The sequence below is a fragment of the Streptomyces melanogenes genome (genome assembly GCF_014649795.1).
Classification (GTDB): Bacteria; Actinomycetota; Actinomycetes; order Streptomycetales; family Streptomycetaceae; genus Streptomyces; species Streptomyces noboritoensis.
The window spans coordinates 159,955-185,902 of the sequence record NZ_BMTS01000009.1 but is presented as its reverse complement, the minus strand read 5'-3'; the positions used below and the strand labels follow the sequence as shown (position 1 = coordinate 185,902).

Annotated in this window: 24 protein-coding genes; 4 read left to right on the top strand and 20 right to left on the bottom strand. The window is 71.7% G+C overall.

Annotated features, from left to right (window positions below; genetic code table 11):
• Window positions 1–50: 50 nt before the first annotated feature.
• The 5 genes from IE252_RS20955 to gatC all read right to left on the bottom strand — a co-directional run bounded on the left by IE252_RS20955 (window position 51) and on the right by gatC (window position 4,274).
• A complete protein-coding gene (locus IE252_RS20955; RefSeq protein ID WP_190090977.1) occupies window positions 51–563 on the bottom strand; it encodes a hypothetical protein in 513 nt (170 codons plus the stop codon).
• Window positions 564–712: 149 nt separating this feature from the next.
• Window positions 713–2,224 carry an Asp-tRNA(Asn)/Glu-tRNA(Gln) amidotransferase subunit GatB gene (gene gatB, locus IE252_RS20950; protein ID WP_190090976.1) on the bottom strand — a complete coding sequence of 504 codons (1,512 nt, stop codon included), beginning with the start codon at window positions 2,222–2,224 and terminating at the stop codon, window positions 713–715.
• Window positions 2,225–2,240: 16 nt separating this feature from the next.
• On the bottom strand, window positions 2,241–2,483 hold the full coding sequence (locus tag IE252_RS20945; RefSeq protein ID WP_101390265.1) for a hypothetical protein: 243 nt from the start codon (window positions 2,481–2,483) through the stop codon (window positions 2,241–2,243).
• A complete protein-coding gene (gatA, locus tag IE252_RS20940) occupies window positions 2,480–3,973 on the bottom strand; it encodes an Asp-tRNA(Asn)/Glu-tRNA(Gln) amidotransferase subunit GatA (RefSeq protein ID WP_190090975.1) in 1,494 nt (497 codons plus the stop codon). The genes IE252_RS20945 and gatA overlap by 4 nt, the downstream gene beginning before the upstream one ends.
• Before the next feature lie 4 nt (window positions 3,974–3,977).
• Entirely contained in the window at window positions 3,978–4,274 is a 297-nt protein-coding gene (gatC, locus tag IE252_RS20935) for an Asp-tRNA(Asn)/Glu-tRNA(Gln) amidotransferase subunit GatC (protein ID WP_007266718.1), read from the bottom strand.
• A 267-nt stretch (window positions 4,275–4,541) separates the two neighbouring features.
• Between gatC and IE252_RS20930 the strand changes: the two genes are divergently transcribed.
• A complete protein-coding gene (locus tag IE252_RS20930; protein WP_190090974.1) occupies window positions 4,542–5,960 on the top strand; it encodes an endonuclease/exonuclease/phosphatase family protein in 1,419 nt (472 codons plus the stop codon).
• A 35-nt stretch (window positions 5,961–5,995) separates the two neighbouring features.
• Entirely contained in the window at window positions 5,996–7,972 is a 1,977-nt protein-coding gene (locus IE252_RS20925; RefSeq protein WP_190090973.1) for a phosphocholine-specific phospholipase C, read from the top strand.
• A 25-nt stretch (window positions 7,973–7,997) separates the two neighbouring features.
• Here the strand turns inward: IE252_RS20925 and IE252_RS20920 are convergent, their stop codons facing one another.
• The 5 genes from IE252_RS20920 to IE252_RS20900 form a co-directional block, all read right to left on the bottom strand.
• A complete protein-coding gene (locus IE252_RS20920) occupies window positions 7,998–10,115 on the bottom strand; it encodes a putative bifunctional diguanylate cyclase/phosphodiesterase (protein ID WP_190090972.1) in 2,118 nt (705 codons plus the stop codon).
• Window positions 10,116–10,368: 253 nt separating this feature from the next.
• Entirely contained in the window at window positions 10,369–12,567 is a 2,199-nt protein-coding gene (gene ligA, locus IE252_RS20915; RefSeq protein WP_373298583.1) for an NAD-dependent DNA ligase LigA, read from the bottom strand.
• Window positions 12,568–12,592: 25 nt separating this feature from the next.
• On the bottom strand, window positions 12,593–13,621 hold the full coding sequence (locus IE252_RS20910) for a methionine synthase (protein WP_190090970.1): 1,029 nt from the start codon (window positions 13,619–13,621) through the stop codon (window positions 12,593–12,595).
• Window positions 13,618–14,307, bottom strand: coding sequence for an SDR family oxidoreductase (locus IE252_RS20905; RefSeq protein ID WP_190090969.1), 690 nt, complete (start codon window positions 14,305–14,307; stop codon window positions 13,618–13,620). Before IE252_RS20905 ends, IE252_RS20910 begins: the two co-directional genes overlap by 4 nt.
• 54 nt (window positions 14,308–14,361) lie before the next feature.
• Entirely contained in the window at window positions 14,362–14,886 is a 525-nt protein-coding gene (locus IE252_RS20900) for an LOG family protein (protein ID WP_190090968.1), read from the bottom strand.
• A gap of 194 nt (window positions 14,887–15,080) precedes the next feature.
• Here IE252_RS20900 and IE252_RS20895 point away from each other — a divergent pair, with 194 nt between their 5' ends.
• Window positions 15,081–15,428 (top strand): DUF427 domain-containing protein, encoded by a 348-nt coding sequence (locus IE252_RS20895; RefSeq protein WP_229848682.1) that lies wholly within the window; start codon window positions 15,081–15,083, stop codon window positions 15,426–15,428.
• Window positions 15,429–15,437: 9 nt separating this feature from the next.
• Here IE252_RS20895 and mnmA read toward each other — a convergent pair whose 3' ends face one another.
• From mnmA to IE252_RS20875, 4 genes are all read right to left on the bottom strand, one after another.
• Complete coding sequence (mnmA, locus tag IE252_RS20890) at window positions 15,438–16,562, bottom strand: tRNA 2-thiouridine(34) synthase MnmA (protein WP_190090966.1); 1,125 nt, start codon at window positions 16,560–16,562, stop codon at window positions 15,438–15,440.
• Between the two features lie 93 nt (window positions 16,563–16,655).
• Entirely contained in the window at window positions 16,656–17,825 is a 1,170-nt protein-coding gene (locus tag IE252_RS20885) for a cysteine desulfurase family protein (protein ID WP_190090965.1), read from the bottom strand.
• A 35-nt stretch (window positions 17,826–17,860) separates the two neighbouring features.
• Entirely contained in the window at window positions 17,861–18,130 is a 270-nt protein-coding gene (locus IE252_RS20880) for a DUF4190 domain-containing protein (protein ID WP_190090964.1), read from the bottom strand.
• Window positions 18,131–18,132: 2 nt separating this feature from the next.
• Entirely contained in the window at window positions 18,133–18,291 is a 159-nt protein-coding gene (locus IE252_RS20875) for a hypothetical protein (RefSeq protein WP_190090963.1), read from the bottom strand.
• 137 nt (window positions 18,292–18,428) lie between these two features.
• Between IE252_RS20875 and IE252_RS20870 the strand changes: the two genes are divergently transcribed.
• A complete protein-coding gene (locus IE252_RS20870; protein WP_190090962.1) occupies window positions 18,429–19,079 on the top strand; it encodes a TetR family transcriptional regulator in 651 nt (216 codons plus the stop codon).
• A 46-nt stretch (window positions 19,080–19,125) separates the two neighbouring features.
• Here IE252_RS20870 and IE252_RS20865 read toward each other — a convergent pair whose 3' ends face one another.
• The 6 genes from IE252_RS20865 to IE252_RS20840 all read right to left on the bottom strand — a co-directional run bounded on the left by IE252_RS20865 (window position 19,126) and on the right by IE252_RS20840 (window position 25,865).
• Window positions 19,126–19,971, bottom strand: a complete 846-nt coding sequence (locus IE252_RS20865; protein WP_190090961.1) for a thioesterase family protein — start codon at window positions 19,969–19,971, stop codon at window positions 19,126–19,128.
• 300 nt (window positions 19,972–20,271) lie between these two features.
• A complete protein-coding gene (locus IE252_RS20860) occupies window positions 20,272–20,931 on the bottom strand; it encodes a trimeric intracellular cation channel family protein (RefSeq protein WP_190090960.1) in 660 nt (219 codons plus the stop codon).
• Window positions 20,932–20,983: 52 nt separating this feature from the next.
• Window positions 20,984–22,390: a M1 family metallopeptidase gene (locus IE252_RS20855; protein WP_190090959.1), complete on the bottom strand. Its 1,407-nt coding sequence runs from the start codon at window positions 22,388–22,390 to the stop codon at window positions 20,984–20,986.
• 96 nt (window positions 22,391–22,486) lie between these two features.
• Window positions 22,487–23,722, bottom strand: a complete 1,236-nt coding sequence (locus IE252_RS20850) for an ABC transporter ATP-binding protein (protein WP_190091115.1) — start codon at window positions 23,720–23,722, stop codon at window positions 22,487–22,489.
• 41 nt (window positions 23,723–23,763) lie between these two features.
• Window positions 23,764–24,858, bottom strand: coding sequence for an ABC transporter ATP-binding protein (locus IE252_RS20845; protein WP_190090958.1), 1,095 nt, complete (start codon window positions 24,856–24,858; stop codon window positions 23,764–23,766).
• Window positions 24,855–25,865: an ABC transporter permease gene (locus IE252_RS20840; protein WP_190090957.1), complete on the bottom strand. Its 1,011-nt coding sequence runs from the start codon at window positions 25,863–25,865 to the stop codon at window positions 24,855–24,857. Before IE252_RS20840 ends, IE252_RS20845 begins: the two co-directional genes overlap by 4 nt.
• Between the last annotated feature and the right edge of the window lie 83 nt (window positions 25,866–25,948).

Here is a 25,948-nt window from a genome sequence, read left to right as displayed (position 1 = left end):
CAGGGGCAGGCCCGAGCCCGTGCGAACAGGAGTCTCAGCGGCCCCTCGCGTCACTTGCGGCGGGTGCAGGTGACGAGCAGGTCCTCGGCGCCGTCGCCCCGGAAGGCGAGGGTCAGCACGCCCTTGCTGTAGCCCGCCTCGACGGCGGTGCCGATGCTCGACCAGCCGCCGGAGAGCGTGAAGAGCTCGGAGAACGACCGGGAGACCTTCTCCGGCATGCTGGTCAGCGTGAAGGCCTCCTGCTCCTCGGACTCCGCGTCGCCCGTCGGGGCGTCGGTGCTCACCGAGAGGACGGCACCGTCAAGCATCCACTGACCGGACATTCCACCCCATTGGGTGACAGACCAGTGCCCGTCGGGATTGACCGTCAGGACGCCCTGGTGGTTCTGGTTCGAGCGGTAGGCCCACTCGCCCTTCACGAACGCCTTCAGCGCCTGCTTGCGGGGCCCCTCCGCCGCGCCCGCGCCGGTGCACGCGGACACCGCACTGGCCGCCGTCCCCAGCGCCAGATACCGCAGCGCCGTCCGGCGCCCGAGCACTCTCACCGCTTCTCGCCCGTCCACGCTCGGCACCCTATAGACGTTCCGGAACGAGGTCACCCGGCAGGAGGGTTTGATTCCGCGCCACCGTGGCATATGACTCGGCCCCCGCATCCCTTGGATACGGGGGCCGACTCGTCCACGTACTACGTACGTGGGGAAGCCGCCGGGGGTCAGCCCTCGCTGACGCCCAGCTTCTCCAGGATGAGCTCCTTGACGCGGGCCGCGTCCGCCTGGCCGCGGGTGGTCTTCATGACCGCGCCGACCAGGGCGCCGACGGCCTGCACCTTGCCGCCGCGGATCTTGTCCGCGATGGCCGCGTTGCCCGCGATGGCCTCGTCGACGGCCGCGCCGAGCGCGCCCTCGTCCGAGACGACCTTCAGGCCGCGCTTCTCGACGACCGCGTCCGGGTCGCCCTCGCCCGCGAGGACGCCCTCGATGACCTGGCGCGCCAGCTTGTCGTTGAGGTCGCCGGCGGCCACCAGCGCCGCCACCCGGGCGACCTGCGCCGGGGTCACGGGCAGCTCGTCCAGGGCCACGCCCTGCTCGTTGGCGTTACGGGCCAGCTCGCCCATCCACCACTTGCGGGCGGCCGCGGCGTCCGCGCCCGCCTCGATGGTGGCGACGATCGGCTCGACCGCGCCCGCGTTGAGGATCGACTGCATGTCGTGCTCGGACACGCCCCACTCCTCGCGGAGCCGGTTGCGGCGCACCCGGGGCAGCTCGGGCAGCCCCTTGCGGAGCTCCTCGACCCACTCGCGGGCCGGGGCGACCGGGACGAGGTCGGGCTCCGGGAAGTACCGGTAGTCCTCGGCGTTGTCCTTGATGCGGCCCGAGGTGGTGGAGCCGTCCTCCTCGTGGAAGTGACGGGTCTCCTGCACGATCGTGCCGCCGGACGAGAGCACCGCCGCGTGGCGCTGGATCTCGAAGCGGGCCGCGCGCTCGACCGAGCGCAGCGAGTTGACGTTCTTCGTCTCGCTGCGGGTGCCGAACTTCTCGGTGCCGTTCGGGCGCAGCGACAGGTTCACGTCGCAGCGCATCTGGCCCTTGTCCATCCGGGCCTCGGAGACGCCGAGCGCCTTGATGAGCTCGCGCAGCTCGGCGACGTACGCCTTGGCGACCTCGGGGGCCCGCTCGCCCGCGCCCTCGATCGGCTTGGTGACGATCTCGATGAGCGGGATGCCCGCGCGGTTGTAGTCCAGGAGCGAGTGCGAGGCGCCGTGGATGCGGCCGGTGGCACCGCCGACGTGCGTCGACTTGCCGGTGTCCTCCTCCATGTGGGCGCGCTCGATCTCCACGCGGAAGATCTCGCCGTCCTCCAGCTGGACGTCCAGATAGCCGTTGAAGGCGATCGGCTCGTCGTACTGCGAGGTCTGGAAGTTCTTCGGCATGTCCGGATAGAAGTAGTTCTTCCGGGCGAAGCGGCACCACTCGGCGATCTCGCAGTTCAGCGCGAGGCCGATCTTGATGGCCGACTCGACGCCGATCGCGTTGACGACCGGGAGCGAGCCGGGCAGGCCGAGGCAGGTGGGGCAGGTCTGCGAGTTGGGCTCGGCGCCCAGCTCGGTGGAGCACCCGCAGAACATCTTCGTCTTGGTGCCGAGCTCGACATGGACCTCGAGGCCCATGACGGGGTCGTACGCGGCGAGCGCCGCGTCGTACGACAGGAGTTCAGTGACGGTCACGGTGAAACTTTCCCTCTCAGCCCAGCAGGACGTCGTCGTCGCCGAGGCGCTTCAGCTCGCGGTACAGGATCGCGAGGCCGGTCACGATGGCGGCGGCGGACACGGCAGCGTCGACCAGCTTCAGCGTGTCGTGCTCCAGACGGGCCTTCTTGGCCTGCTTGATCACGCTGAACGCGCCGAAGGCGGTGGTTCCGATGGACAGGTACGTACCGGACTTGGACTTCTTGAAGCCCTTGGCCTTGGACAGTGCCTTGCTCACAGCGACGGAGCCTCCTCAAGCAGCGGGTGGCCCCACTTTTCCACGAAGGCGGCCTCGACGGCGGCTCCCACCTTGTACAGGCGGTCGTCCTTCAGGGCGGGGGCGATGATCTGCAGGCCGACCGGCAGGCCGTCCTCCGGCGCGAGGCCGCAGGGCAGCGACATGGCGGCGTTGCCCGCCATGTTGGTCGGGATGGTGCACAGGTCCGCGAGGTACATCGCCATCGGGTCGTCGGCGCGCTCGCCGATCGGGAAGGCGGTGGTCGGGGTCGTCGGGGAGACGATCACGTCGACCTGCTCGAAGGCCTTCTCGAAGTCCCGCGTGATGAGCGTGCGGACCTTCTGGGCGCTGCCGTAGTACGCGTCGTAGTAGCCGGAGCTCAGCGCGTACGTACCGAGGATGATCCGGCGCTTGACCTCGTCGCCGAAGCCCGCCTCGCGGGTCAGGGCGGTGACGTCCTCGGCCGACTTCGTGCCGTCGTCGCCGACCCGCAGGCCGTAGCGCATGGCGTCGAAGCGGGCCAGGTTGGAGGAGCACTCCGAGGGCGCGATCAGGTAGTACGCGGAGAGCGCCAGGTCGAAGGACGGGCAGTCCAGCTCGACGATCTCGGCGCCGAGCGACTTGAGCAGCTCGACCGACTCGTTGAAGCGCTGGACGACGCCGGCCTGGTAGCCCTCGCCGGAGAACTGCTTGACGACGCCGACGCGCATGCCCTCGACGCTGCCGTTGCGGGCGGCCTCGACGACCGGCGGGACCGGCGCGTCGATGGACGTCGAGTCGAGCGGGTCGTGTCCGGCGATGACCTCGTGCAGGAGCGCCGCGTCCAGGACCGTACGGGCGCAGGGCCCGCCCTGGTCGAGGGAGGACGAGAAGGCGACCATGCCGTAGCGGGAGACCGCGCCGTAGGTCGGCTTGACGCCGACGGTGCCGGTGACGGCGGCGGGCTGGCGGATGGAGCCGCCGGTGTCCGTGCCGATGGCGAGCGGGGCCTCGTAGGAGGCGAGCGCCGCGGAGGAGCCGCCGCCGGAGCCGCCGGGGATCCGGGTGAGGTCCCACGGGTTGCCGGTCGGGCCGTACGCGCTGTTCTCGGTGGAGGACCCCATGGCGAACTCGTCCATGTTGGTCTTGCCGAGGATGACGACGTCGGCGGCCTTCAGCCGCTTGGTGAGCGTCGCGTCGTACGGCGGGATCCAGCCTTCGAGGATCTTCGAGCCGACCGTGGTCGGGATGCCCTCGGTGGTGAAGATGTCCTTCAGCGCCAGCGGGACGCCGGCCAGCGGGCCGAGCTTCTCGCCCGCCGCGCGCTTGGCGTCGACGGCACGGGCCTGCGCCAGCGCGCCCTCGCGGTCGACGTGCAGGAAGGCGTGCACCTTCTCGTCGACGGCCTCGATGCGGGCCAGGTGGGCCTCGGTGACCTCGACGGCAGTGAGCTCGCCGGACGCGATCTTCGCGGCGATCTCGGCGGCGGTGAGCTTGATGATGTCCGTCATGTGATTAGTCCTCCCCCAGGATCTGCGGCACCTTGAAACGCTGCTGCTCCTGGGCCGGGGCGCCGGAGAGCGCCTGCTCGGGGGTGAGCGACGGACGGACCTCGTCCGCGCGCATGACGTTGGTCAGCGGCAACGGGTGGGAGGTCGGGGGTACGTCTTGGTCGGCGACCTCGGAGACGCGGGCGACCGCGCCGATGATGTCGTCGAGCTGTCCGGCGAAGTGGTCCAGCTCTTCGCTCTTCAGCTCCAGACGCGCCAGCCGGGCGAGGTGGGCGACCTCCTCGCGCGTAATGCCAGGCATGCAGCGATCCTCAGGGGTTCGGGTGTGTGTGGTTTGGGCCCAATCCTATGGGGCCGGGTCGCCACTCGACTAAACGGTTTGTGGGGCGGACGCCGATCACCGTCCGCGCGGCCCTCTCCACCCTCGCCGCGGCCACGCGCGCGTGCCCGCCGACGCGTCCCCGGATCTGCGGCCGCCGGTCATGTCCCGTTCACGTCACGGGCGGGAAGTCCTGGCTGACTGGGCGAAGTTGTCCAGCCAACTCAGCCCGAGAGGACCAGACCCCCCGTGTCCCCCCTCAGAACGGCCGCGGCCCCCGCCGCCACCCTGACCCTCACCGCGCCCACCTCGCCCCGCGAGGGCGACCGGCTCGCCTTCCACTGGGCCACCGACGCGCCCGACCCGAAGAACTGGATCGGGATCTACGACGGCGACCGCCGCCCCGGCACCGGCTCCTCCCTGGTCTGGTCGTACGTGCCGGTCGCGTCCGGCGACATCACGCTCGACACCTCCGGCCTCGGCGAGGGCGTCTACACCGCCTACCTGCTGGCCAAGGACGGCTACGGGATCCTCGCCCGGACCGCGCCCTTCACCGTCGCCGCCCGGCCGCCCGTCGTGCGGCCGCACGCGGTCACCGACGCCTTCACGACCGGCGCGTACGGGCCGGGCGAGCGCGTCTCGGTGGCGCTGGCCCCGCTGTGGATCCGCCCGGCGGGCAACCCGTCCGGCACCCCGTCCTTCCGCCGCCTCTCCGGCGACTCCTGGCTGAACGTGGCCGCCGACGGGACGGTCACCGGCACCGCACCCGCCCGGCCCGGCGCGCACCCCGGCCGGGTCACGGTCGCGGTCAGGGACAGCGCGGGCGGCTCCGACACGGTCACCGTCCAGGTGCCGGTGCGGCGCGCCTGGGCGGGGCCGAGCCTGACCGTGGCGTCGCTCAACCTGTGGGACGCGGGCGCGCACACCGCCGACCCGCACGAGAAGCTGCTGCGGCTCGTCCTCGGGCAGCGGCTCGACGTGGTGGCGCTCCAGGAGTCCGCCGCGTCCTCGGCCGACACGCTCGCCCGCGCCCTGGGCTGGCACGCCTATGACACGGCCGCCGGGGTCGGGCTGCTCAGCCGCTTCCCGCTCGACGACGCCTCGGCGCCGGTCGCGGACGTCCCGGCGGTCGCCGCCACCCTGCGGCTGCCCGGAGACCGGGCGGTACGGGTGTGGGCCGCGCAGCTCGACGAGGCCGGGTACGGCCCGTACGCGCTGCGCGACGGGCGCTCGCCCGCCGAGGTCGAGGCGGCCGAGCTGAAGAGCACGCGCTACCGGCAGGCCACGGCGCTGCTCGCCGCGATGAAGAAGGACCTGGCGTCCCGGCGGACCCCCCTCGTCCTCGCCGCCGGGCTCGCCTCGCCCTCGCACCTCGACCGGGGCGCCCGGCTGCGCTGGCCGGTCACGGTGGCGCTCGCCGCCGCCGGGCTGCGCGACGCCCACCGCGAGGCGCACCCCCGCCCCGCGCGCGAACCGGCGGCCACCTGGTCGCCGGTGCGGCCCGATGAGCCGCAGGACCGGATCGACCAGGTCCAGTACGCCGGGCCGCTCCAGGTCGAGGCCGCGCACACGCTCTGCACGGGCTGGCCCCGGCCGGTGCCGGACACCGCCGCCAACGGCTGGCCGTCCGACCACGCCGCCCCGGCCGTCACCTTCACCCTCCACTGAGCTCTTCGCCCCAGCTTTCGAAGGACACCGCTGACATGACTCCGCTGAGCCGCCGCGCCTTCGTGGGCGCGTCCGCCGCGACCGCCGCCGCCGCTGCCGTCGGCCTGCCCGAGACCGCCGCCGCTGCCACCGGGGCGCGTCCCGAGGGCAGTGTCGAGGACGTGAAGCACGTAGTGATCCTGATGCAGGAGAACCGCAGCTTCGACCACTACTTCGGCACCCTCTCCGGCGTCCGCGGCTTCGACGACCGCCAGGCGCTGACCCTCCCCGGCGGCGACTCCGTCTTCCGCCAGCCGAGCCCGGGCCGCGCCGACGGCTTCGTCCTGCCGTTCCGGATGGACACCACCAAGTACAACGCGCAGAACGCGGGCGGCCTGCCGCACGACTGGGGCACCGGCCACACCGCGATCAACGGCGGCGCGATGAACAAGTGGGTGGCCGCCAAGGGCGAGCGCACCATGGGCTACTTCACCCGCGAGGACATCCCCTACCAGTACGCCCTCGCCGACGCGTTCACGCTCTGCGACGGCTACTTCTGCTCGCAGGCCGGGCCCACCGACCCCAACCGGCTGTATCTGTGGTCGGGCACCTGCGGCCCCGGCAAGGACGGCACGACCGGCCCCTGGACGGACAACACCCCGGTCACCGACAACCCGGTCGCGGACTGGACGACGTACGCCGAGCGCCTCCAGAAGGCCGGGGTGAGCTGGCGCGTCTACCACAACCCCAGCAAGGACGACCGGACCGGCGACTACGACGACAACGGGCTCTCGTACTTCAAGCAGTTCCACGCCTTCCCCGAGGACGACCCCCGGTACGTCAACGCGATGACGAAGTTCGACCTCACCGCGTTCGACCAGCACTGCAAGGACGGCACGCTGCCGACGGTGTCGTGGCTGGTGGCGCCGTACCTCTTCTGCGAGCACCCGGCCGCGAGCCCCGACTACGGCGCGCACTGGGTGAACACCGCCCTCCAGTCGCTGTTCGCCAACCCCGAGGTGTGGAAGCACACCGTCTTCCTGCTGATGTACGACGAGAACGACGGCTACTTCGACCATGTGCCGCCGCCGTTCCCCGAGCCGGGCACGCCCGACGAGTTCGCCGGGGGGCGGCCCATCGGGCTCGGCAACCGGGTGCCGCTGTGGGCGATATCGCCCTGGTCGCGGGGTGGCTGGGTCAACTCGCAGGTGTTCGACCACACGTCGGTCCTGCGGTTCCTGGAGGTGGTCACCGGGGTGCGGGAGCCCAACATCTCGGACTGGCGCCGGGCCGTCTGCGGCGATCTGACCAGCTGCTTCGACTTCGGCAACCCGGACTACTCGATTCCGGCGCTGCCCGACACCACGGCCCTGATGGCGAAGGCGGACGCGGGCAACGCGCTGCCCGCGGTGAAGCTGCCCGGCAACGGCGCCCAGTCCATGGCCACCCAGGAGCCGGGCGCGCGCCCGCACCGCCCGCTGCCGTACCGCCCGTGGGCGGACGTCTCGGTGGACCGGGTCTCCGGCAAGGTCACCTGCACGCTCGCCAACCACGGCAGCGAGACCTTCCACTTCCTGGTGCTGCCGAACGTCCTGAAACCCTTCACCGGTACGCCGTTCACGGTGGCCCCCGGGGCGCGTGCCACGTACGTCTGGGACACCGCAGAGACGGACGGCCGCTACGACTTCGCGGTGCACGGCGCGGACGGCTTCCTGCGGCGCTTCTCCGGCACGGTCGTCCGGGCGGGCCGCGAGGCGGGAGCGGCCGTGCCGTCGGCCACGGCGGCGCTGCGCGGCACCCGGCCGGAGCGCGCCACGGTGGAGCTGCGGTTCGCCAACTCCGGTGACACGGCGACAGCGTTCACGGTCACGTCCGACGACGACGCGCGGGGCGCCCGCACGGTCTGGGTGGGCCCGCACGGCCACGGCTCCCTCAACTGCCGTGTCCTGAAGGGCCGCTATGACGTTACGGTGACGTCGGACGCGGGCACCCGGTTCGTCCAGCGGTACGCGGGCACGGTCCACGCGGGCTGAGCACCGCGCGGGCGGGCGCGCCGGGTCACTGGACCGGCGTGCCCGACGGCTCCTCGGCCGCGGCGGCGGACTTGGCGGCCGCCTCCAGGTCGGCGGGGCGCTGCCAGCCGCGCGAGCCGCGGGCGAGCAGCCAGGCGGTGGCCTCGGCGGGCGGCATCGCGGCGGCGACCAGCCAGCCCTGGACGGCGTCGCACCCCAGGTCGCGCAGCCGCTCCCAGGTCTCGTCGTCCTCGACGCCCTCGGCGACGACGAGCAGACCGAGGGAGTGGGCCAGGTCGAGGGTGCAGCGGACGATCTCGGCGTCCTCGTTGTCGACGGCGAGCCGGGCCACGAAGGAGCGGTCGATCTTGAGCTCGCTGACGGGCAGCCGGCGCAGGTGCACCAGCGACGAGTACCCGGTACCGAAGTCGTCCAGCGACATCTTCACGCCGTGGCCGGTCAGGCCCGCCAGGGTGTCGGCGGCCCGCTGCGGGTCCTCCAGAAGCACGTGCTCGGTTATCTCCAGCTGGAGGGCGCCCGCCGGGACGCCGTGCCGGGCGAGCCGGGCCGCCACCGCGCCCGCGAAGCCCGGCGTGTGGACGTCGCGCGGCGACACGTTGACCGCGACCGGGACCGTGAGCCCCTGCGCCCGCCACCGGGCGACCTGGGCGAGCGCGGTCTCCAGGACGTACTCGGTCAGGTGCGGCATCAGCCCCGAGGACTCCGCGATGGCGATGAACTCGTCGGGAGGGACCCGGCCGCGCTCCGGGTGCACCCAGCGCACCAGCGCCTCCAGGCCCGCCACCTGGCCGTCGAAGCGGACCTTGGGCTGGTAGTGGAGCTCCACGTCGCCCGCGTCGAGGGCGCGCCGCAGATCGCCCAGCAGGCCCAGCCGGTCGGGGGTGTTGGAGTCCCGCTTCGACTCGTACACCTCCACGCCCGTGCGGTCCCGCTTGGCCTGGTACATCGCCACGTCCGCCCGGCGCAGCAGGCCTTCGGCGTCCAGCGCGTGGTCGGGGTAGACGGCGACGCCCGCGCTGGCCTCCAGGACGAGGGTCAGCCCGTCCAGGTCGAGCGGCGAGGAGAGCTCGGCGACCAGGCCTCGGGCTATCCGCATGGTGCTGGTCGCGGAGTCCGCCACGGGCAGCAGCACGGCGAACTCGTCGCCGCCGAGCCGGGCCGCCTCGGCGCCGCGCGGCAGGGCGAGCCGCAGCCGTTCGGCTATCTGCAGGAGCAGCCGGTCCCCGGCGAGGTGGCCGAGGGTGTCGTTGACCGAGCGGAACCGGTCCATGTCGATCAGGACGAGGGCGGCCCGGTTGCCGGGGCCCTCGGCCTCCTCCAGGGCCGCCCAGGTGCGCTCCAGGAGCCACTGGCGGTTGGGCAGTCCGGTGAGCGGGTCGCGCAACTGCTCCTCGGCGCGGGCCCGGGCGATCCACAGCGTGGAGTCGAGGGCGATCAGCGGGACCGCGAACAGCGGCAGCAGGACCGGCAGGGCCATCGCGACGACGCAGATCAGCGGGGCGATGCCGAGCAGGGCGACCGCGACGAGGCCCTGCCGCAGCAGGGCCGTCCGGGCGACCGTGGGCAGTCCGCCGCCGCGCGGCGCCAGCGCGTACCAGAGCAGTATCCGGGTGACCACCAGATACGTTCCGGCGGCCAGGACCACCACCGGGGCCGAGGAGACGGTCCACTCGGTGGGCCACCAGGGTGAGCGGACGCTGGGATGGTGGCCGAACACCGCGAGCAGCAGCGCGGCCGCGCCGATGCCGAGGACGTCGACCGCGCCGTGCAGCACGCCCTGGCGCCAGCGGTGCCGGCGGGCCGCGCCGACCAGCACCACCACCGCCATGGAGACGAGCCCGGCCGGCACCCAGCCGTACAGGAGCAGCACGGCGAGGGTGAGGGCGGCGCCGGAGCCGGTGCCGCCCCACCAGCGGTCGCGCCCGAGCGCGACCAGATGGCCCACGATGATCCCGGTGAGGACGGCCAGCGCCCAGCCCGTGGTGGAGCCGGGGAAGAGGGCGTCGCCCGTGTCGAGGGCGCGGTAGAACCCCACGGCCAGGGCGAGGGCGGCGGTCCCGAGGACGCCGGCGGTCAGCCTGGAGGAGAATCCCGCGAACCCGCGCAGCCGTGCGGCCGGGGCGGTGCTCTCGGTCGGTTTCATTCCCGTCCCTCTCACAGCCGGCGGTGCCGATGCCACGCGATGGCCCCTCTGTCATGCCACCACGACCGGGAACTCCCCCAAGCTCCCCGTTTCAGCCGTGCACGACTGGCGCTCATCACAACAGTAGGCCGCGGAAGGCTCCGACGGGCAGCGGTCTACAGCTCTTGCCCGAATGCGACCTGGGCACCTCGATCCGTCTGCTATGCGCTGAACGGGTGACCAAGGACCGTCCGAGAGGAGCCTTCCACTCCTCTTATTCCCCCTCTTCCGCGCTCGGCACAGCCGCTTCGCGAGCAGCCTCGGGACCCTGTTCCAGCAGGACAGCGAACCCGTCCTCGTCGAGAACCGGAACCTTCAGCTGCATCGCCTTGTCGTACTTCGAACCAGGGCTGTCCCCGACGACGACGAACGACGTCTTCTTGGAAACGGAACCGGTGACCTTGGCTCCACGGCTCTGGAGCGCTTCTTTCGCGCCATCTCTGGTGTGGTTGACCAGCGTTCCGGTCACCACGACGGTGAGCCCCTCCAGCGGACGAGGGCCCTCGTCCTCGCCGGAGCCCTCCTCCTCCATACGGACGCCCGCGGCCTTCCACTTGCGGAGGATCTCGCGGTGCCACTCCTCCTCGAACCACTGCTTGAGGGAGGCCGCGATGGTCGGACCGACGCCCTCGACCGCCGCGAGCTCCTCCTCGGTGGCCTGTTCGATGCGGTCGACCGAGCGGAACTCGCGGGCCAGCGCCTCGGCGGCGACCGGGCCGACATGACGGATCGACAGCCCGGTGAGGATCCGGGCCAGCGGGCGCTCCTTGGCGGCCGCGATGTTCTCCAGCATCGAGACCGCGTTCTTGCGCGGCTCGCCGTTCATGTTGGCGAAGACCAGGGCGACCTTCTCCTCACCGGTCTTGGGGTCGCGCTTGGGCAGCCCGCTGTCCTGGTCCAGGACGTACGCCTTGATGGGCAGCAGCCGGTCCATGGTCAGGTCGAACAGGTCGCCCTCGTCGAGCAGCGGCGGCTCGGACGGCTCCAGCGGCTTGGTGAGGGCCGCGGCGGCGACATAGCCGAAGTTCTCGATGTCCAGGCACTTGCGGCCCGCCAGGTAGAACAGCCGCTCGCGCAACTGGGCCGGGCACGACTGCGCGTTGGGGCAGCGCAGGTCGATGTCGCCCTCCTTCATGGGCCGCAGCGCGGTGCCGCACTCGGGGCACTCGGCGGGCATCACGAACTCCCGCTCGGTGCCGTCCCGCAGGTCCGTGACGGGGCCCAGGATCTCCGGGATGACGTCACCGGCCTTGCGCAGCACCACCGTGTCGCCGATCAGGACGCCCTTGGCCTTGACCACGTCCTGGTTGTGCAGGGTGGCGAACTCGACCTCGGAGCCCGCCACGGTCACCGGCTCCACCTGCGCGTACGGCGTGACGCGGCCGGTGCGGCCGACGCCGACGCGGATGTTGACCAGCTTGGTGTTGACCTCCTCCGGCGCGTACTTCCAGGCGATCGCCCAGCGCGGGGCGCGCGCGGTGGAGCCGAGGCGGCCCTGGAGGGGGATCTCGTCGAGCTTGACGACGACGCCGTCGATCTCGTGCTCCACCGAGTGGCGGTTCTCCCCGAAGTACGCGATGAAGTCGCGCACTTCGTCCAGCGAGCCGACCACCTTGTTGTGCTGGGCGGTGGGCAGGCCCCACTCGCGCAGCAGCTCGTACGCGTGCGAGAGGCAGTCGATGGTGAAGCCGTCGCGCGCGCCGATGCCGTGCACCACCATGTGGAGCGGGCGGGTGGCGGTGACCTTGGGATCCTTCTGGCGCAGCGAACCGGCCGCCGCGTTGCGCGGGTTGGCGAACGGCTTGTCGCCCGCCTCCACCAGACGCGCGTTCAGCCCCTCGAAGGCCTCCATCGGGAAGTAGACCTCGCCCCGGATCTCGACCAGGTCGGGGACGCGGTCGCCCTTGAGGCGGTCGGGGATGTCCGCGATCGTGCGGACGTTGGGCGTGATGTCCTCGCCGGTGCGGCCGTCGCCGCGGGTGGCGGCGCGGGTCAGCCGCCCGTGCTCGTACGTCAGGTTGACCGCGAGGCCGTCGACCTTCAGCTCGCACAGGTAGTGGTACTCGGCGGTGCCGACGTCCTTGGCGACGCGCTCGGCCCAGGCGGCCAGCTCCTCGTCGTCGAAGGCGTTGTCGAGCGACAGCATCCGCTCGCGGTGCTCCACCGAGGCGAAGTCCGTCTCGTACGCCCCCGCGACCTTCTGGGTGGGCGAGTCCGGTGTGCGCAGCTCCGGATACTCCTCCTCCAAGGCCTCCAGGCCGCGCAGCAGCTTGTCGAACGCGCCGTCGCTGATGACCGGCTGGTCCTTCACGTAGTACCGGAAGCGGTGCTCCTCGACCTGCTCGGCGAGGAGCGCGTGCTTCTCCCGTGCGTCCGCGGGCACCACGTCGTTCTGTTCGCCAGCCACTGTCATGTCCTCCCGTTTCCCGTCTTCCCCGTCACTCAGGGTTGTCCGCGAGCGATCTCGCCGCCCGGACGCAGTGCGCGAGGGCCGCGCGGGCATACGCCGGCGAGGCGCCCGCGAGACCGCACGACGGGGTGAGCACCACGGACTCCGCGAGAGTCCCCGGATGCAGCCCCAACCTGCGCCACAACGTCCTGACACCCATGACGCTACCGGCAGGGTCTGACAATGGGCCGTCGGTGCCGCCGACCACTCCGGCGAACAGCCGGGTGCCGCTCTCGACCGCCTCGCCGATCACGTCGTCGTCACGCTCGGTGAGCAGGGAGAAGTCGAACGAGACGGCGGCCGCGCCGGCCCGGCGCAGCAGGGCGAACGGCACGTCGGGCGCGCAGGAATGGACGACGACGGGGCCGTCGTGCACCGCGACGACGTCCCGCAGGGCCGACTCGACGACCTGCCGGTCGACCGCGCGGTAGGTGCGGTAGCCGCTGGCGGTCCTGACCTGCCCGCGCAGCACGGCGGTCAGCGACGGCTCGTCGAGCTGGAGCAGGATCCGCGCGCCCGGCACCCGGCGACGCACGTCCGCCAGGTGGGCGCGCAGGCCCTCGGCGAGCGAGCCGGCCAGGTCGCGGCAGGCGCCCGGGTCGCCGAGCGAGGCCTCGCCGCCGCGCAGCTCCAGGGCGGCGGCCAGCGTCCACGGCCCGACCGCCTGGACCTTGAGCGGACCCTGGTACCCCTGGGTGAACTCCTCCAGGGCGTCCAGGTCCTCGCCCAGCCAGGAGTGGGCCCGCCGGGTGTCGCGGCCCGGCCGGTCGCCGAGCCGCCAGCCGCTGGGCTCCACGCGCGCGTACATCTCGACGAGCAGCCCGGCCGTGCGCCCGATCATGTCGGCGCCGGGGCCGCGCGCGGGCAGTTCGGGCAGGAACGGGAAGTCGCCGGCCGAGCCGTCGGCCCCGATCAGGGACCCGGTGACGGTCTTGGCGGCCTCGCGCGCGTCGCCGCCGGGCATGGAGCCGACGCCGGTGGCCGCGCCCCAGGGGAAGTCGCTGACGGCGTCGCTCATCGGCCCGGCCGCACCGTCAGGTCGTTGACCTCGGCGTCGCGCGGCAGGTCGATCGCCATGACGATCGTGGTCGCCACCGACTCCGGGTCGATGAACTTCGCCGGGTCGTACTCCTTGCCCTCCTGCGAGTGCACCTTGGCCTGCATGGGGCTGGCGGTGCGGCCCGGGTAGACGGAGGTGACCCGCACCCCGGCCGCGTGCTCCTCGTGGCGCAGCGAGTCCGCGAGCGCCTTGAGGCCGTGCTTGGAGGCGGCGTAGGCGCCCCACTCGGCGTGCGCGTTGAGCCCGGCGCCGGAGTTCACGAACACGACGTGGCCGCGGGCCGCGCGCAGCTGGGGCAGGAAGAGCCGGGTGAGCTCGGCGGGCGAGATCAGGTTGGCGTTGAGCTGCTGGTGCCAGGTCTTGGGGCGCAGGTCGCCGACGGGCCCGAGGTCGACGACGCCCGCGATGTGCAGGAGGGAGTCGAGGTGGTCGGGCATCGGCTGCATGCCGAGCGACTTGGAGATGCGGTCCGGGTCGGCGAGGTCCGCGACGAGGGTGCGGGCGCCGGGGAACCGCGCCGCGAGCTCCTTGGCGCGCCCGGCGTCGCGCGCGAGCAGCACGAGTTCGTCGCCGCGCTCGTGCAGCCGCCGCGCGACCGCCGCGCCGATGCCGGAGCCGGCCCCAGTGATCAGGTGTGTAGCCATACCCGACATGCTCGCACTACTGGATGCCTGCCCCCGCGGCGGCAGCCGCTAGTGTCACGCCTCCAGGTAGGCGAGGGCGGCGACCGCGTCCTCCGCGAAGAAGACCAGGTCAGTGAGGGGCAGCGGCAGGAAGCCCTCGTCGTCCATGCGACGGAACTGCTCCTTGAGGCCGTCGTAGAACCCCGCGGTGTTCAGCAGCACCACCGGCTTGGTGTGCTTGCCGTGCTTCTTCAGCTCCAGGATCTCGGTGGCCTCGTCGAGGGTTCCGGTGCCGCCGACCATGATGACCACGGCGTCGGCCCGGTCGAGGAGCAGCGCCTTGCGCTCGGCGAGGTCCTTGGCGATGACCATCTCGTCCGCGTTGGCACGCGCCTTGGCGGCCAGGAAGTCGACGGAGACCCCGACGAGCCGCCCGCCCGCCTCCTGCACGCCGTCGGCCACGACCTTCATCAGCCCGCTCTCCGAGCCGCCCCAGACCAGCGTGTGGCCGCCCTTGCCGAGCAGCTCGGCGAACTCGCGGGCGGGGCGGGTGTAGCGGTCGTCGAGGTCGGCGGCGGAGAGGAAGACGCAGATGTTCATGGCTCAACCGTACGCCGAAAGACCTCCGCCACTCGAACGGGTGAACAGTGTCCCGAACGGCGAATCGGGGGAACAAGCAGCGGGCGACGGGCCGTTGAGCGGGCATGACTACGACGATTCGCACGATCCTCGCCGAGCCCACCGGCGCCGCGACACCCCCGCCGGGCCCGCCGCCGCCCTACGATCCGGACCACCTGGTCTCGGCCGAGGCCGCCGGGGAGGGCGCGCTCCGCGTCCGCGTGGTGCGGGACGGGCAGGTGCTCGCCGACAGCACCCGCCCGCTGCTGGTGCACGAGGACGGTCTGCCCGTCCGCTATTACCTGCCGCCCGAGGACGTCCGACTGGATCTGCTGAGCCCGTCGGACACCCGGACCACCTGCCCGTACAAGGGAGTTGCGGCGTACTGGTCGCTGCCGGACGCGCCGGACATAGCCTGGGCCTACCACGAGCCGCTGGCGGCCGTGACGTTGATAAAGGACCACCTGTGCTTCATAGGCACGGAGTCCGACATCGAGCCCGGCGAGGCCCTCGCGGTGAACTAGACCGGCGAACTAGACCGCGGCTTCGGTACGCCGCGTGGTGGTCGCGATCGTCGCCGACCCCACCACGCGCGTGCCGTCGTAGAGCACGATCGCCTGGCCGGGCGCGACGCCGCGCACCGGCTCGGCGAAGCTCACCACGAGCTCGCCGTCCACCGGCTCCGCCGTCACCGTCGTCTCGCCGCCATGGGCGCGCAGCTGCGCGGTGTACGTGCCGGGGCCGGCCGGGGCGTCGCCGCACCAGCGGGGCTTGATCGCGGTCAGGCCGGTGACGTCCAGGGCCTCGACGGGGCCGACGGTGACCGTGTTGTTCACCGGGGAGATGTCCAGGACGTAGCGGGGCTTGCCGTCGGCGGCCGGGTGGCCGATGCGCAGACCCTTGCGCTGGCCGATGGTGAAGCCGTAGGCGCCCTCGTGGGAGCCGACCTTGGTGCCGGACTCGTCGACGATGTCGCCCTCGGCCTTGCCGAGCCGCTTGGCCAGGAAGCCCTGGGTGTCGCCGTCGGCGATGAAGCAGATGTCGTGGCTGTCCGGCTTCTTGGCGACGGCCAGGCCCCGGCGCTCGGCCTCGGCCCGGATCTCGTCCTTGGTGGTGAGAGTGTCGCCGAGCGGGAACATCGCGTGGGCGAGCTGCTTCTCGTCCAGGACGCCGAGGACGTACGACTGGTCCTTGGCCATGTCGCTGGCGCGGTGCAGCTCGCGGCTGCCGTCCTCGTTGAGGACGACCGTGGCGTAGTGGCCGGTGCAGACGGCGTCGAAGCCGAGGGCGAGGGCCTTGTCGAGCAGCGCGGCGAACTTGATCTTCTCGTTGCAGCGCAGGCACGGGTTGGGGGTGCGGCCCGCCTCGTACTCGGCGACGAAGTCCTCGACGACGTCCTCGCGGAAGCGTTCCGCGAGGTCCCAGACGTAGAAGGGGATGCCGATGACATCGGCCGCGCGGCGGGCGTCGCGGGAGTCCTCGATGGTGCAGCAGCCTCGTGCGCCGGTGCGGAAGGACTGCGGGTTCGCGGACAGGGCGAGGTGGACGCCGGTGACGTCGTGGCCCGCCTCGGCTGCGCGGGCGGCGGCGACGGCCGAGTCGACGCCGCCGGACATGGCGGCGAGGACACGGAGGGGGCGCGGGGATGTCTTCGTCATAGCACCCACCAGAGTACGTGGCGTACGGGGCGGGTGGCTCGCGAGTATCCCGGGCGCGGGGTGCGGGCCAGGCCGCACCCCGCGCCCGGGGCGTCAGCTGAGCCCCGCCGTCCGCGCCCGCTCCACCGCCGGCCCGATCGCCGTCGCCACCGCCTGGACGTCGGCTTCCGTGGAGGTGTGGCCGAGGGAGAAGCGCAGGGTGCCCCGGGCCAGGTCGGGCGGCGTGCCGGTGGCGAGCAGCACATGGCTGGGCTGCGCCACGCCCGCCGTGCAGGCGGAGCCGGTGGAGCACTCGATGCCCTGGGCGTCCAGGAGCAGCAGCAGCGAGTCGCCCTCGCAGCCCGGGAAGGAGAAGTGCGCGTTCGCCGGGAGGCGGCCGCCGGGGGCCGGGTCGCCGCCCAGGATCGCGTCCGGGACCGCCGCGCGGACCGCGTCGACCAGCTGGTCGCGCAGGCCCCCGACCTCGCGGGCGAAGTCGGCGCGGCGCTCGGTGGCCAGCCGCCCCGCCACCGCGAACGCGGCGATCGCGGGGACGTCCAGGGTGCCGGAGCGCACATGGCGCTCCTGGCCGCCGCCGTGCAGCACGGGCACGGGGGTGTACTCACGGCCGAGGAGGAGCGCGCCGATGCCGTACGGACCGCCGATCTTGTGGCCCGAGACCGTCATCGCGGCCAGGCCCGACGCGGCGAAGTCGACGTCGAGCTGGCCCACCGCCTGGACGGCGTCGGCGTGCAGCGGGACGTCGAACTCGCGGGCCACGGAGGCGAGTTCGGCCACCGGCAGTACCGTGCCGATCTCGTTGTTGGCCCACATGACGGTGGCCAGGGCCACGTCGGAGGGGTCGCGCGCGATCGCCTCGCGCAGGGCTTCGGGGTGCACCCGCCCGTACCGGTCGACGGGGAGGTACTCGACCGTCGCGCCCTCGTGCTCGGCGAGCCAGTGGACCGCGTCGAGCACGGCGTGGTGCTCGACGGGGCTGGTCAGGACGCGGACCCGGCGGGGGTCGGCGTCGCGGCGGGCCCAGTACAGGCCCTTGACGGCGAGGTTGTCTGCCTCGGTGCCGCCGGCCGTGAAGACGACCTCGCTGGGTCGCGCGCCGAGGGCCTCGGCGAGCTCCTCGCGGGCCTCCTCGGCGGTTCGGCGGGCCCGGCGTCCGGCAGCGTGCAGCGAGGAAGCGTTGCCGGTGGCGGTGAGCTGGGCGGTCATCGCCTGGACCGCCTCCGGGAGCATCGGGGTGGTCGCGGCGTGGTCGAGGTAAGCCATGGTGGGCCCGATTCTACGAGCCACCCGGACCAGCCTCAGGCGCCGAGCCCCCAGGAGACGGTTCCGTCGGCCATGACCAGGCCCGCGAGGACCGCGAGATCGGCGATGCCGAGGGCGAGTCCGAGCCAGGCGCGGCCGCGCCGGGTGGTGCGGTACCGCAGGGCGAGTGCGGCGAGCACGATGGCCATCGGGCCGAGCACGACGTTCATGACCAGCAGGCCGAGCAGGCCGAGGACGAAGGCGGCGACGGCCATGCCGTCGGCGTCCTTGTCGCGGACGCGGCGGCGGTTCAGGACGAGTTCCATGGTCAGGCCCTCCGGTGCGACGAGATGCGTTCACGTATGGCGAAGACGATCAGCCAGAGCCCGATGGCGCCGGCGGCGGCGAGGGTGACCGGGAGCGGGAGGTGCGCCGCTGAGCCCAGCACGACCCCCAGCAGGAGGAGGGCTGCGACGAGGAAAAGCATGGGGTGCCTCTCTTGTCTCGTGTCGGATCAGTCGTTCGGGAGTCCGTCGTTGGAGTCCATAATTCCGGAGTACGACTGTTCACTGACTACCCAGTCTAGCCTTCCCAAAATCAGCGAACAGCTGTTTACTGAGTGGAATGAGCCACACTCTCGGGATCCGGCAGGCCCAGAAGCAGAAGACGCGTCAGGCCCTCCTGGACGCGGCCCTCGGGCTGTTGGAACACCAGAGCCTCAGCAGCCTGGGCCTTCGCGAGGTCACCCGGGCCGTGGGGGTCGCCCCCGCCGCGTTCTACCGGCACTTCAAGGACACCGCCGACCTCGGGGTGGCGCTGGTCGAGGAGGCGCTGGGGAGTCTGCACGAGACGATCCGGGCGGCGATCGTGACGACCGGCGGGAGCGACGAGCGCATCGACCGCGCGGTGGACCTGATCGCCGCTCATGTACGGGCACACCCGGCGCACGTCCGGTTCATCGCGCGGGAGCGGCACGGCGGGGTGGCGCCGGTGCGGGCCGCCATCGGCGTGCAGTTGCGGCGGTTCGCCGACGAGGTGGCCGAGGCGCTGGGCGCGGACCCGGAGTCGGGGGGCTGGAGCGCGGCGGATCTGCGGATGCTGGCCGGGGTCTACGTCGACCACATGGTGATGACGGCCTCCGCCATCCTGGAGGCGGGCGCGGGTGCGGACGGCGACGAGGAGGCGGCGGCGCGGCGGGCCGAGGAGGCCGTACTGGCCACCGCACGGCGGCAGTTGAGGCTGGTCACGCTGGGCCGCCGCCACTGGCTGGACTGAGAGCAGAGCCGAGGGCGGCGGCCCGGCGTCGAGTCGGGCGTACGGGTTACGGCGTGCGCAGGGCGCGGGCCAGCTGGCGGGACTGGGCGACCAGACGGTCGGCGCTGTCCCAGACCTCGGCGTCCTCCTCCAGGAAGCCGCCGGCCAGGTTGCGGGTGGTGATGGAGACCCGCAGCGGGCCGGGCGCCGGGCGGCAGCGGATGTGCGCGGTCAGCTCGACGGTGGGCGTCCAGCCGGTCAGGCCCATCTCGAACGCGGTCGGCGGGAGGGCGTCGACGGCGAGCAGCAGCGAGTACGGGTCGGGGTCGCGGCCGTCGGCCAGGCCGAACCAGCCGCGCATCTCGCCCTTGCCGGACGGGGCGCCGACCGCCCAGCCGAGGGTGGTCGGGTCGAGCTTCAGCATCAGCCGCTCGGTGATGGCCGAGCTGCCCGGGATCGGGGCGGGGCCGTCGGCCGGGCCGAGGCAGTGCTCGATCGGCGGGATCGCGGGCGGCTTGGCGGTGGTGCGGACGTCGTCCGGGAGCGCATCCAGGTCGCCGTACGAGGCGAGGACGCGGATGCGCTCGATCTCGGCGCCGTTCTCGTCGTACTGGAAGAGGGAGGCCTGGCCGGTGGAGAGGGTGCGGCCGGTGCGGGCGCGCTGGGTGCGGATGACGGCGGGGCCGGGGGCGGAGGGGGTGAGGTAGTGGGCCGTCACGCTGAAGGGGTCGGCGTGCGGGAGGGCTTGGCCGAGTGTGCGGCCGAGGAGGGCGAGGAGGTATCCGCCGTTCACGGCGTGGATGATCGTCCATCCTGCCGAGAGGTGGGCGTCGTAGACGCCGTCTTCGTCTGCGCGCGGGGTGACGGCGGTGTCCCGGTCGAACTCGCTGTCCCCGATCGTTGCCTGTGCCATGCGGCCACGGTACACCGGTACGTTACTGAGCGGTAGCTTTTTTTGCTCCACCTCGCCCCTTCCCTAAACCCTCCGGGGGTGGGGCTACGCCCCCGGACCGCGAGGTATTCGTTCGTCTACGAGCCGTCCCCAACTGGTCGCGCAGTTCCCCGCGCCCCTTAAATGCGCCCCTGCTGGGGCGCCCCTTTAGGGGCGCGGGGAACTGCGCGACCAGCCCACCACCGGCCCGCAGACGAAGCACCCGGCCGCCCGCCCGAGGGCTTTCGGGAAGGGGTGGGGTGGGGTGGGGGGCTTCGCCCCCTACCCCTCCTCCGCCGTCGCGCTCCTCCGGTTCCACGCCCGCGGTGCGCGCCAGTGGTAGCGCATCGCCGCCAGGCGGAGCAGGAATGCCGTGACGATGGCCGTGCCGCTCGTCGCCGCGTTCAGGGTGTCGAAGCGGATGCAGAGCGCCACGATCGTGGCGCCCACGATCGCCGGGACGGCGTACAGGTCGCGGTCCCAGCGGAGCAGGGACGGGACCTCGTTGGCCAGGATGTCGCGCAGGACGCCGCCGCCGACCGCCGTGGCCAGGCCGAGGGCCGCGGACGAGGTGAGCCCGAGCCCGTAGTCGTACGCCTTCGTCGTGCCCGTGACGCAGAACAGGCCGAGGCCCGCCGCGTCGAACACGTTGACCGCGTTCTGGGTCCGCTCCACCTCGGGGTGGAGGAAGAACACCAGGACGGCGGCGAGCAGCGGAGTGATGAAGTACCCGAGATCGCTGAACGCGGCGGGCGGTACCGCGCCGATGATCAGGTCGCGGAACAGCCCTCCGCCCAGCGCGGTGACCTCGGCCAGGACCGCGATGCCGAACACGTCGAAGTTCTTGCGTACGGCGAGCAGCGCGCCGGAGATCGCGAAGACGAAGATTCCGACGAGGTCGAGCGCATGCTGGACGGAGGGGGTGAACAGTTCGTGGAGCACCCGACATTTTTACTCGAACATGTGCGGTGCCCGCGCTTTCAGCCTCGCCGCCTCACCACGCCGGCTTGCCCGTCGAGTAGATCCAGGTCTGGAACAGGTCGTCCAGCTGCTGTCCCGAGATCTTCTCGGCCAGCTTGACGAACTGCGCCGTGTTCGCGTTGCCGTACCGGTGGAGCTTCGTCCACGCGGGCAGCAGCTTGAAGAACGCCTGGTCGCCGATGCGCTCGCGGAGCACCTGGAGCGTCAGCGCGCCGCGCCGGTAGACCGCCCCGGCGAACATCGTGTCGCGCTGCGGGTCGGCGACCTTCGTCTGCCAGAAGGCGTCCGTGGCAGGCCGGCCGTTGTAGTACGCGCGGGCCAGGTCGTGGGCGGTCCCCCGCCCCTTGTGCTCCTCCCACAGCCACTGGGCGTAGCTCGCGAAGCCCTCGTTGAGCCAGATGTCCTTCCACTGCGCCACCGAGACCGAGTCGCCGAACCACTGGTGGGCGAGCTCGTGGACGATGGTGGTCTCGTTGCGCACCGCCGAGTACGCGGGCTTGGACTGCACTTCGAGCGAGAAGCCCGCCTGCGGCATGTCGTCGACGATCGCGCCCGTCTCCTCGAACGGGTACGGGCCGAAGACCTCGGACCAGTAGTCGGTCGCCTCGGCCGTCACTCCGTACACGTCGACCTGGTTCTGCCCCTTGAGCACCGGGTCGATCGCCACGTAGATCGGCGTCCCGGCCGGGGTCTTCCCGGTCCGCACGTCGAACTTGCCGATGGTCGCCGTGGCCAGGTAGGTCGCCATCGGCCGGTTCTCGCGCCAGTGGGCGTACGAGCGGTCGCCGCGGTCGTACGAGGAGATGAGCCGGCCGTTGGAGACGCCGGTCAGGCCCTTGGGGGCGTCGATGCGGATGTCGTAGGTGGCCTTGTCGGCGGGGTGGTCGCTGGAGGGGAACCAGGTGGAGGCGGCGTTCGGCTCGCAGGCCACGAAGACGCCGTCCTTGGTCTTCATCCAGCCGTAGTCGGAGCCGAAGACGATGGGGCCGTTGAGGGCGACGGGAACGCCGCCGTAGACGACGGTGACCTCGAACTCCTGACCCTTGTGCAGCTTGTGACGGGGCGTCACCACGATCTCGTCGCCGTTGCGGGTGAAGTCGGCGGGTCTGCCGTTCACCCGTATCGCGTCGACGGTGAGCTTCTGGAGGTCGAGGTCGAAGCTGGTGAGGGTCTGGGTGGCGCGGGCGGTGATCGTGGTACGCCCGTCGAGCCGCCCGGAGTCCGGGTGGTAGCTGACGCCGAGGTCGTAGTGGAGGGCGTCGAAGCCGCCGTTGCCGAGGTCGGGGAAGTAGGGGTCGCCGATGCCGGCGGCGCCGGGCGAGCCGCCGCCGGGTGCGGCGGCGATGGTGAAGGCCGATGCCGCCGCGGTGGCGAGGGCGAGCAGCCGTGAGGTACGGCGTGCCGAACGGGAGAGTGCCATGAGTCTGCCCTTCGAACGCGTTTCCGTGCGTACGGACAGGCAGACTCTGCACTCTCCCGTTTCGGCGTGAACATGACTTTGCCGAACCGTCATGCGTTACTTGTCGGTTGACTCCTGAACGGTGGAGTCCGGTCCGGATGTGGACCCCGACTCGGGCTCAGATTCCGACTCGGGCTCAGCAGCCTCCGGCGTTTCCGCGTCGACAGCCGCCTCGGCGACCGGCTCGGCCTCCGGGGACACCTCCGCCGCCGCCTCGGTCTTCGTCACCGACACCACCTCCACCGACCCCCGCGCCTCGGGCAGTACCGCCTCGCCCGGGGCCTGGTCCGGCGCGTTCTCCGGGTGGTGGCAGGCCACCTGGTGGCCCGTCTTCAGGGCGATCAGCGGCGGCTCCTGCGTCTTGCAGATCTCCGTCGCCTTCCAGCACCGGGTGTGGAAGCGGCAGCCGCTGGGCGGCGAGATGGGCGACGGCACATCGCCCTTGAGCAGGATCCGCTCGCTCTTGACGCCCTTGCGCTTGGGGTCCGGCACCGGCACGGCCGAAAGCAGCGCCTTGGTGTACGGGTGCATGGGCGCCGAGTAGAGCGACTTGCGGTCGGCGAGCTCCACGATCTTGCCGAGGTACATCACCGCGATCCGGTCCGAGACGTGCCGGATGACCGACAGGTCGTGGGCGATGATCACGTACGTGAGGCCCAGCTCGCTCTGGAGGTCGTCCAGGAGGTTGACCACCTGCGCCTGGATCGACACGTCGAGCGCCGAGACCGGCTCGTCCGCCACGACCAGCTTCGGGTTGAGCGCGAGCGCGCGGGCGATGCCGATGCGCTGGCGCTGGCCGCCGGAGAACTCGTGCGGATAGCGGTTGTAGTGCTCGGGGTTGAGGCCCACCAGCTCCATCAGCCGCTGGACCTCCTTCTTCACCCCGCCCTCGGGCGTGACGCCCTGGAGCCGGAAGGGGGTGGAGACGATCCCGCCGATGGTGTGGCGCGGGTTCAGCGAGCCGTACGGGTCCTGGAAGATCATCTGCATGTCGCGGCGGAGCGGACGCATCCGCCCGGCCGACAGGTGCGTGATGTCGTGGCCCTCGAACTCGACCTTGCCGCCCGTCGGTTCGAGCAGCCGGGTGACCAGTCGGCCCATGGTCGACTTGCCGCAGCCCGACTCGCCCACCACGCCGAGGGTCTCACCCGCCCGGACGTCGAAGGAGACGCCGTCGACCGCCTTGACCGCGCCGGTCTGCCGCCCGAACAGGCCCTTCTTGATGGGGAAGTGCTTGGTGAGCCCCTCCACCTTGAGGATCGGCTCGGGCGAGGCGGCCGACTGCTCCGGGATCGCCTTCTCGGTGCCCTCGGCGCCCGTGGGGTTCTTGTCGCTCACAGCTTCGGCGCAATCTCTTCGGTCCAGATACGGGTCCGCTCCTCCTGCGACATGTGGCAGGCCGAGAAGTGCCCTTCGGCGTCGTCCCACTGCTTGAGCTCGGGACGCACGGTGCGCGTGACGTTGTCCTTGGGCAGGTCCGCGTACGGGCAGCGCGGGTTGAAGGCGCAGCCGGACGGCACGTTGATCAGCGACGGCGGCGAGCCCTTGACGGGGATCAGCCGGTCGGTCTCCTCGCGGTCGATGCGCGGCATCGACCCCAGCAGGCCCCAGGTGTACGGGTGCTGGGGCTCGTAGAAGACCTTCTCGGCGGGTCCCCGCTCGATGCACCGGCCGCCGTACATCACCAGGAGGTCGTCCGCCATCTCGGCGACCACGCCCAGATCGTGCGTGATCATGATGACGGCGGAGCCGAACTCCTTCTGCAGATCGCGGATCAGGTCCAGGATCTGCGCCTGGACGGTGACGTCCAGGGCGGTGGTCGGCTCGTCCGCGATCAGCAGCTCGGGGTTGTTGACCAGCGCCATCGCGATCATCGCGCGCTGGCGCATACCGCCGGAGAACTCGTGCGGGTACGCGTCGACGCGCTTGCCGGGCTCCGGGATGCCGACCCGGTCGAGCATCTCGATCGCCCGGGTGCGGGCGACCTTCTTGGAGACCTCGTTGTGGACCCGGTAGGCCTCCACGATCTGCGCGCCGACCGTGTAGTACGGGTGCATCGCGGAGAGCGGGTCCTGGAAGATCATGGCCATCTTCCGGCCGCGCAGCCGCCGTACGTGGTCGGGGTCGGCGCCGATCAGCTCCTCGCCGTCCAGCCACACCTCGCCGGAGATCTTGGCGTTGGCGCTGCGGTGCAGCCCCATCACGCCGAGCGAGGTGACGGACTTGCCCGAGCCGGACTCGCCCACGATGCCGAGGGTCTGGCCGGGCTTGATGTCGAAGCTGACCCCGTCGACGGACTTGACCAGGCCGTCGTCGGTGTTGAAGTGGATGCGCAGGTCGCGTACGGAGAGGAAGGCCTCCCCGGCGTCGGCGGGGCGCTCGGCCACCGGCTCGCCGACGGCCGCGCCGGTCTTGTTCAGGTCGCTCACGAGAGCCTCACCCTGGGGTCGATCGCGGCGTACACCAGGTCCACCAGCAGATTGCAGAGAACGATGAAGAAAGCGGCGACCAGGGTCACACCCATGACGACCGGGAGGTCGTTGTTGCGGACGCCGTCGACCGCGTAGAAGCCGAGGCCCGGGAAGGAGAAGACCTGCTCGGTGATGACCGCGCCGCCGATCAGCAGACCGAAGTCCATGCCGAAGATGGTGACGATCGGGGTGAGCGCGGCACGCAGGCCGTGTCGGCCGATGACGGTCCGCTCCCGCAGGCCCTTGGCGCGGGCGGTGCGGATGTAGTCCTCGCCCATGGTCTCCAGCATTCCGGCCCGGGTGAGCCGGGCGTAGAGCGCGGAGTAGAGGAAGGCGAGGCTGCACCACGGGATCAGCAGGTTCCAGGCCCAGTCGGCCGGGTTGTCCGTGAAGTTCACATAGTGCACACCGTTCCAGATGGGCCATTGGACGGTGAACAGTCCCTGGCCCAGCATGCCGGTGAAGAAGATCGGGAGCGAGACGCCGGCGAGGGCGATCGCCATGAAGAAGCGGTCCATGAACGAACCCCGCTTGAGGGCGGAGACGACACCGATCGCCACACCGGAGATCAGCCAGATGACGGCCGCACCGATGGCGAGCGAGAAGGTGACCGGGATGCGTTCGGTCAGCTGCGGCCAGACCTCGACGTGGTTCTTGAACGAGTAGCCGAAGCAGGGGGCGTTGCAGACCGAGGCGTCGGGGCCGAACTTGTAGGTCGCGCCGACGAAGATCTGCTTGATGAAGTGCCAGTACTGCTCGTAGAGCGGTTGATCGAACCCGAGGTTCTTCTTCACCGCGGCGATCGCACCGGCATTGGCGTCCTTGCCCACGTACTGGGCGGCCAACTGGTCCATCGTCTGGCCGGCCAGCCGGGGCACCAGGAAGTAAATCGCGAAGGTGACCGCGCTGACGATCAGCAGCAGGACCACCGCGCCGAAAGCGCGTCGGATGATGTACGCAGCCACAGCTGTCCGGCAACCGGTGCCCGCCAGGCCGGGGGTCTTCCCGACCCGGCGGGCACCGGAGCCTTCACCTGCCTTTCAAAGAA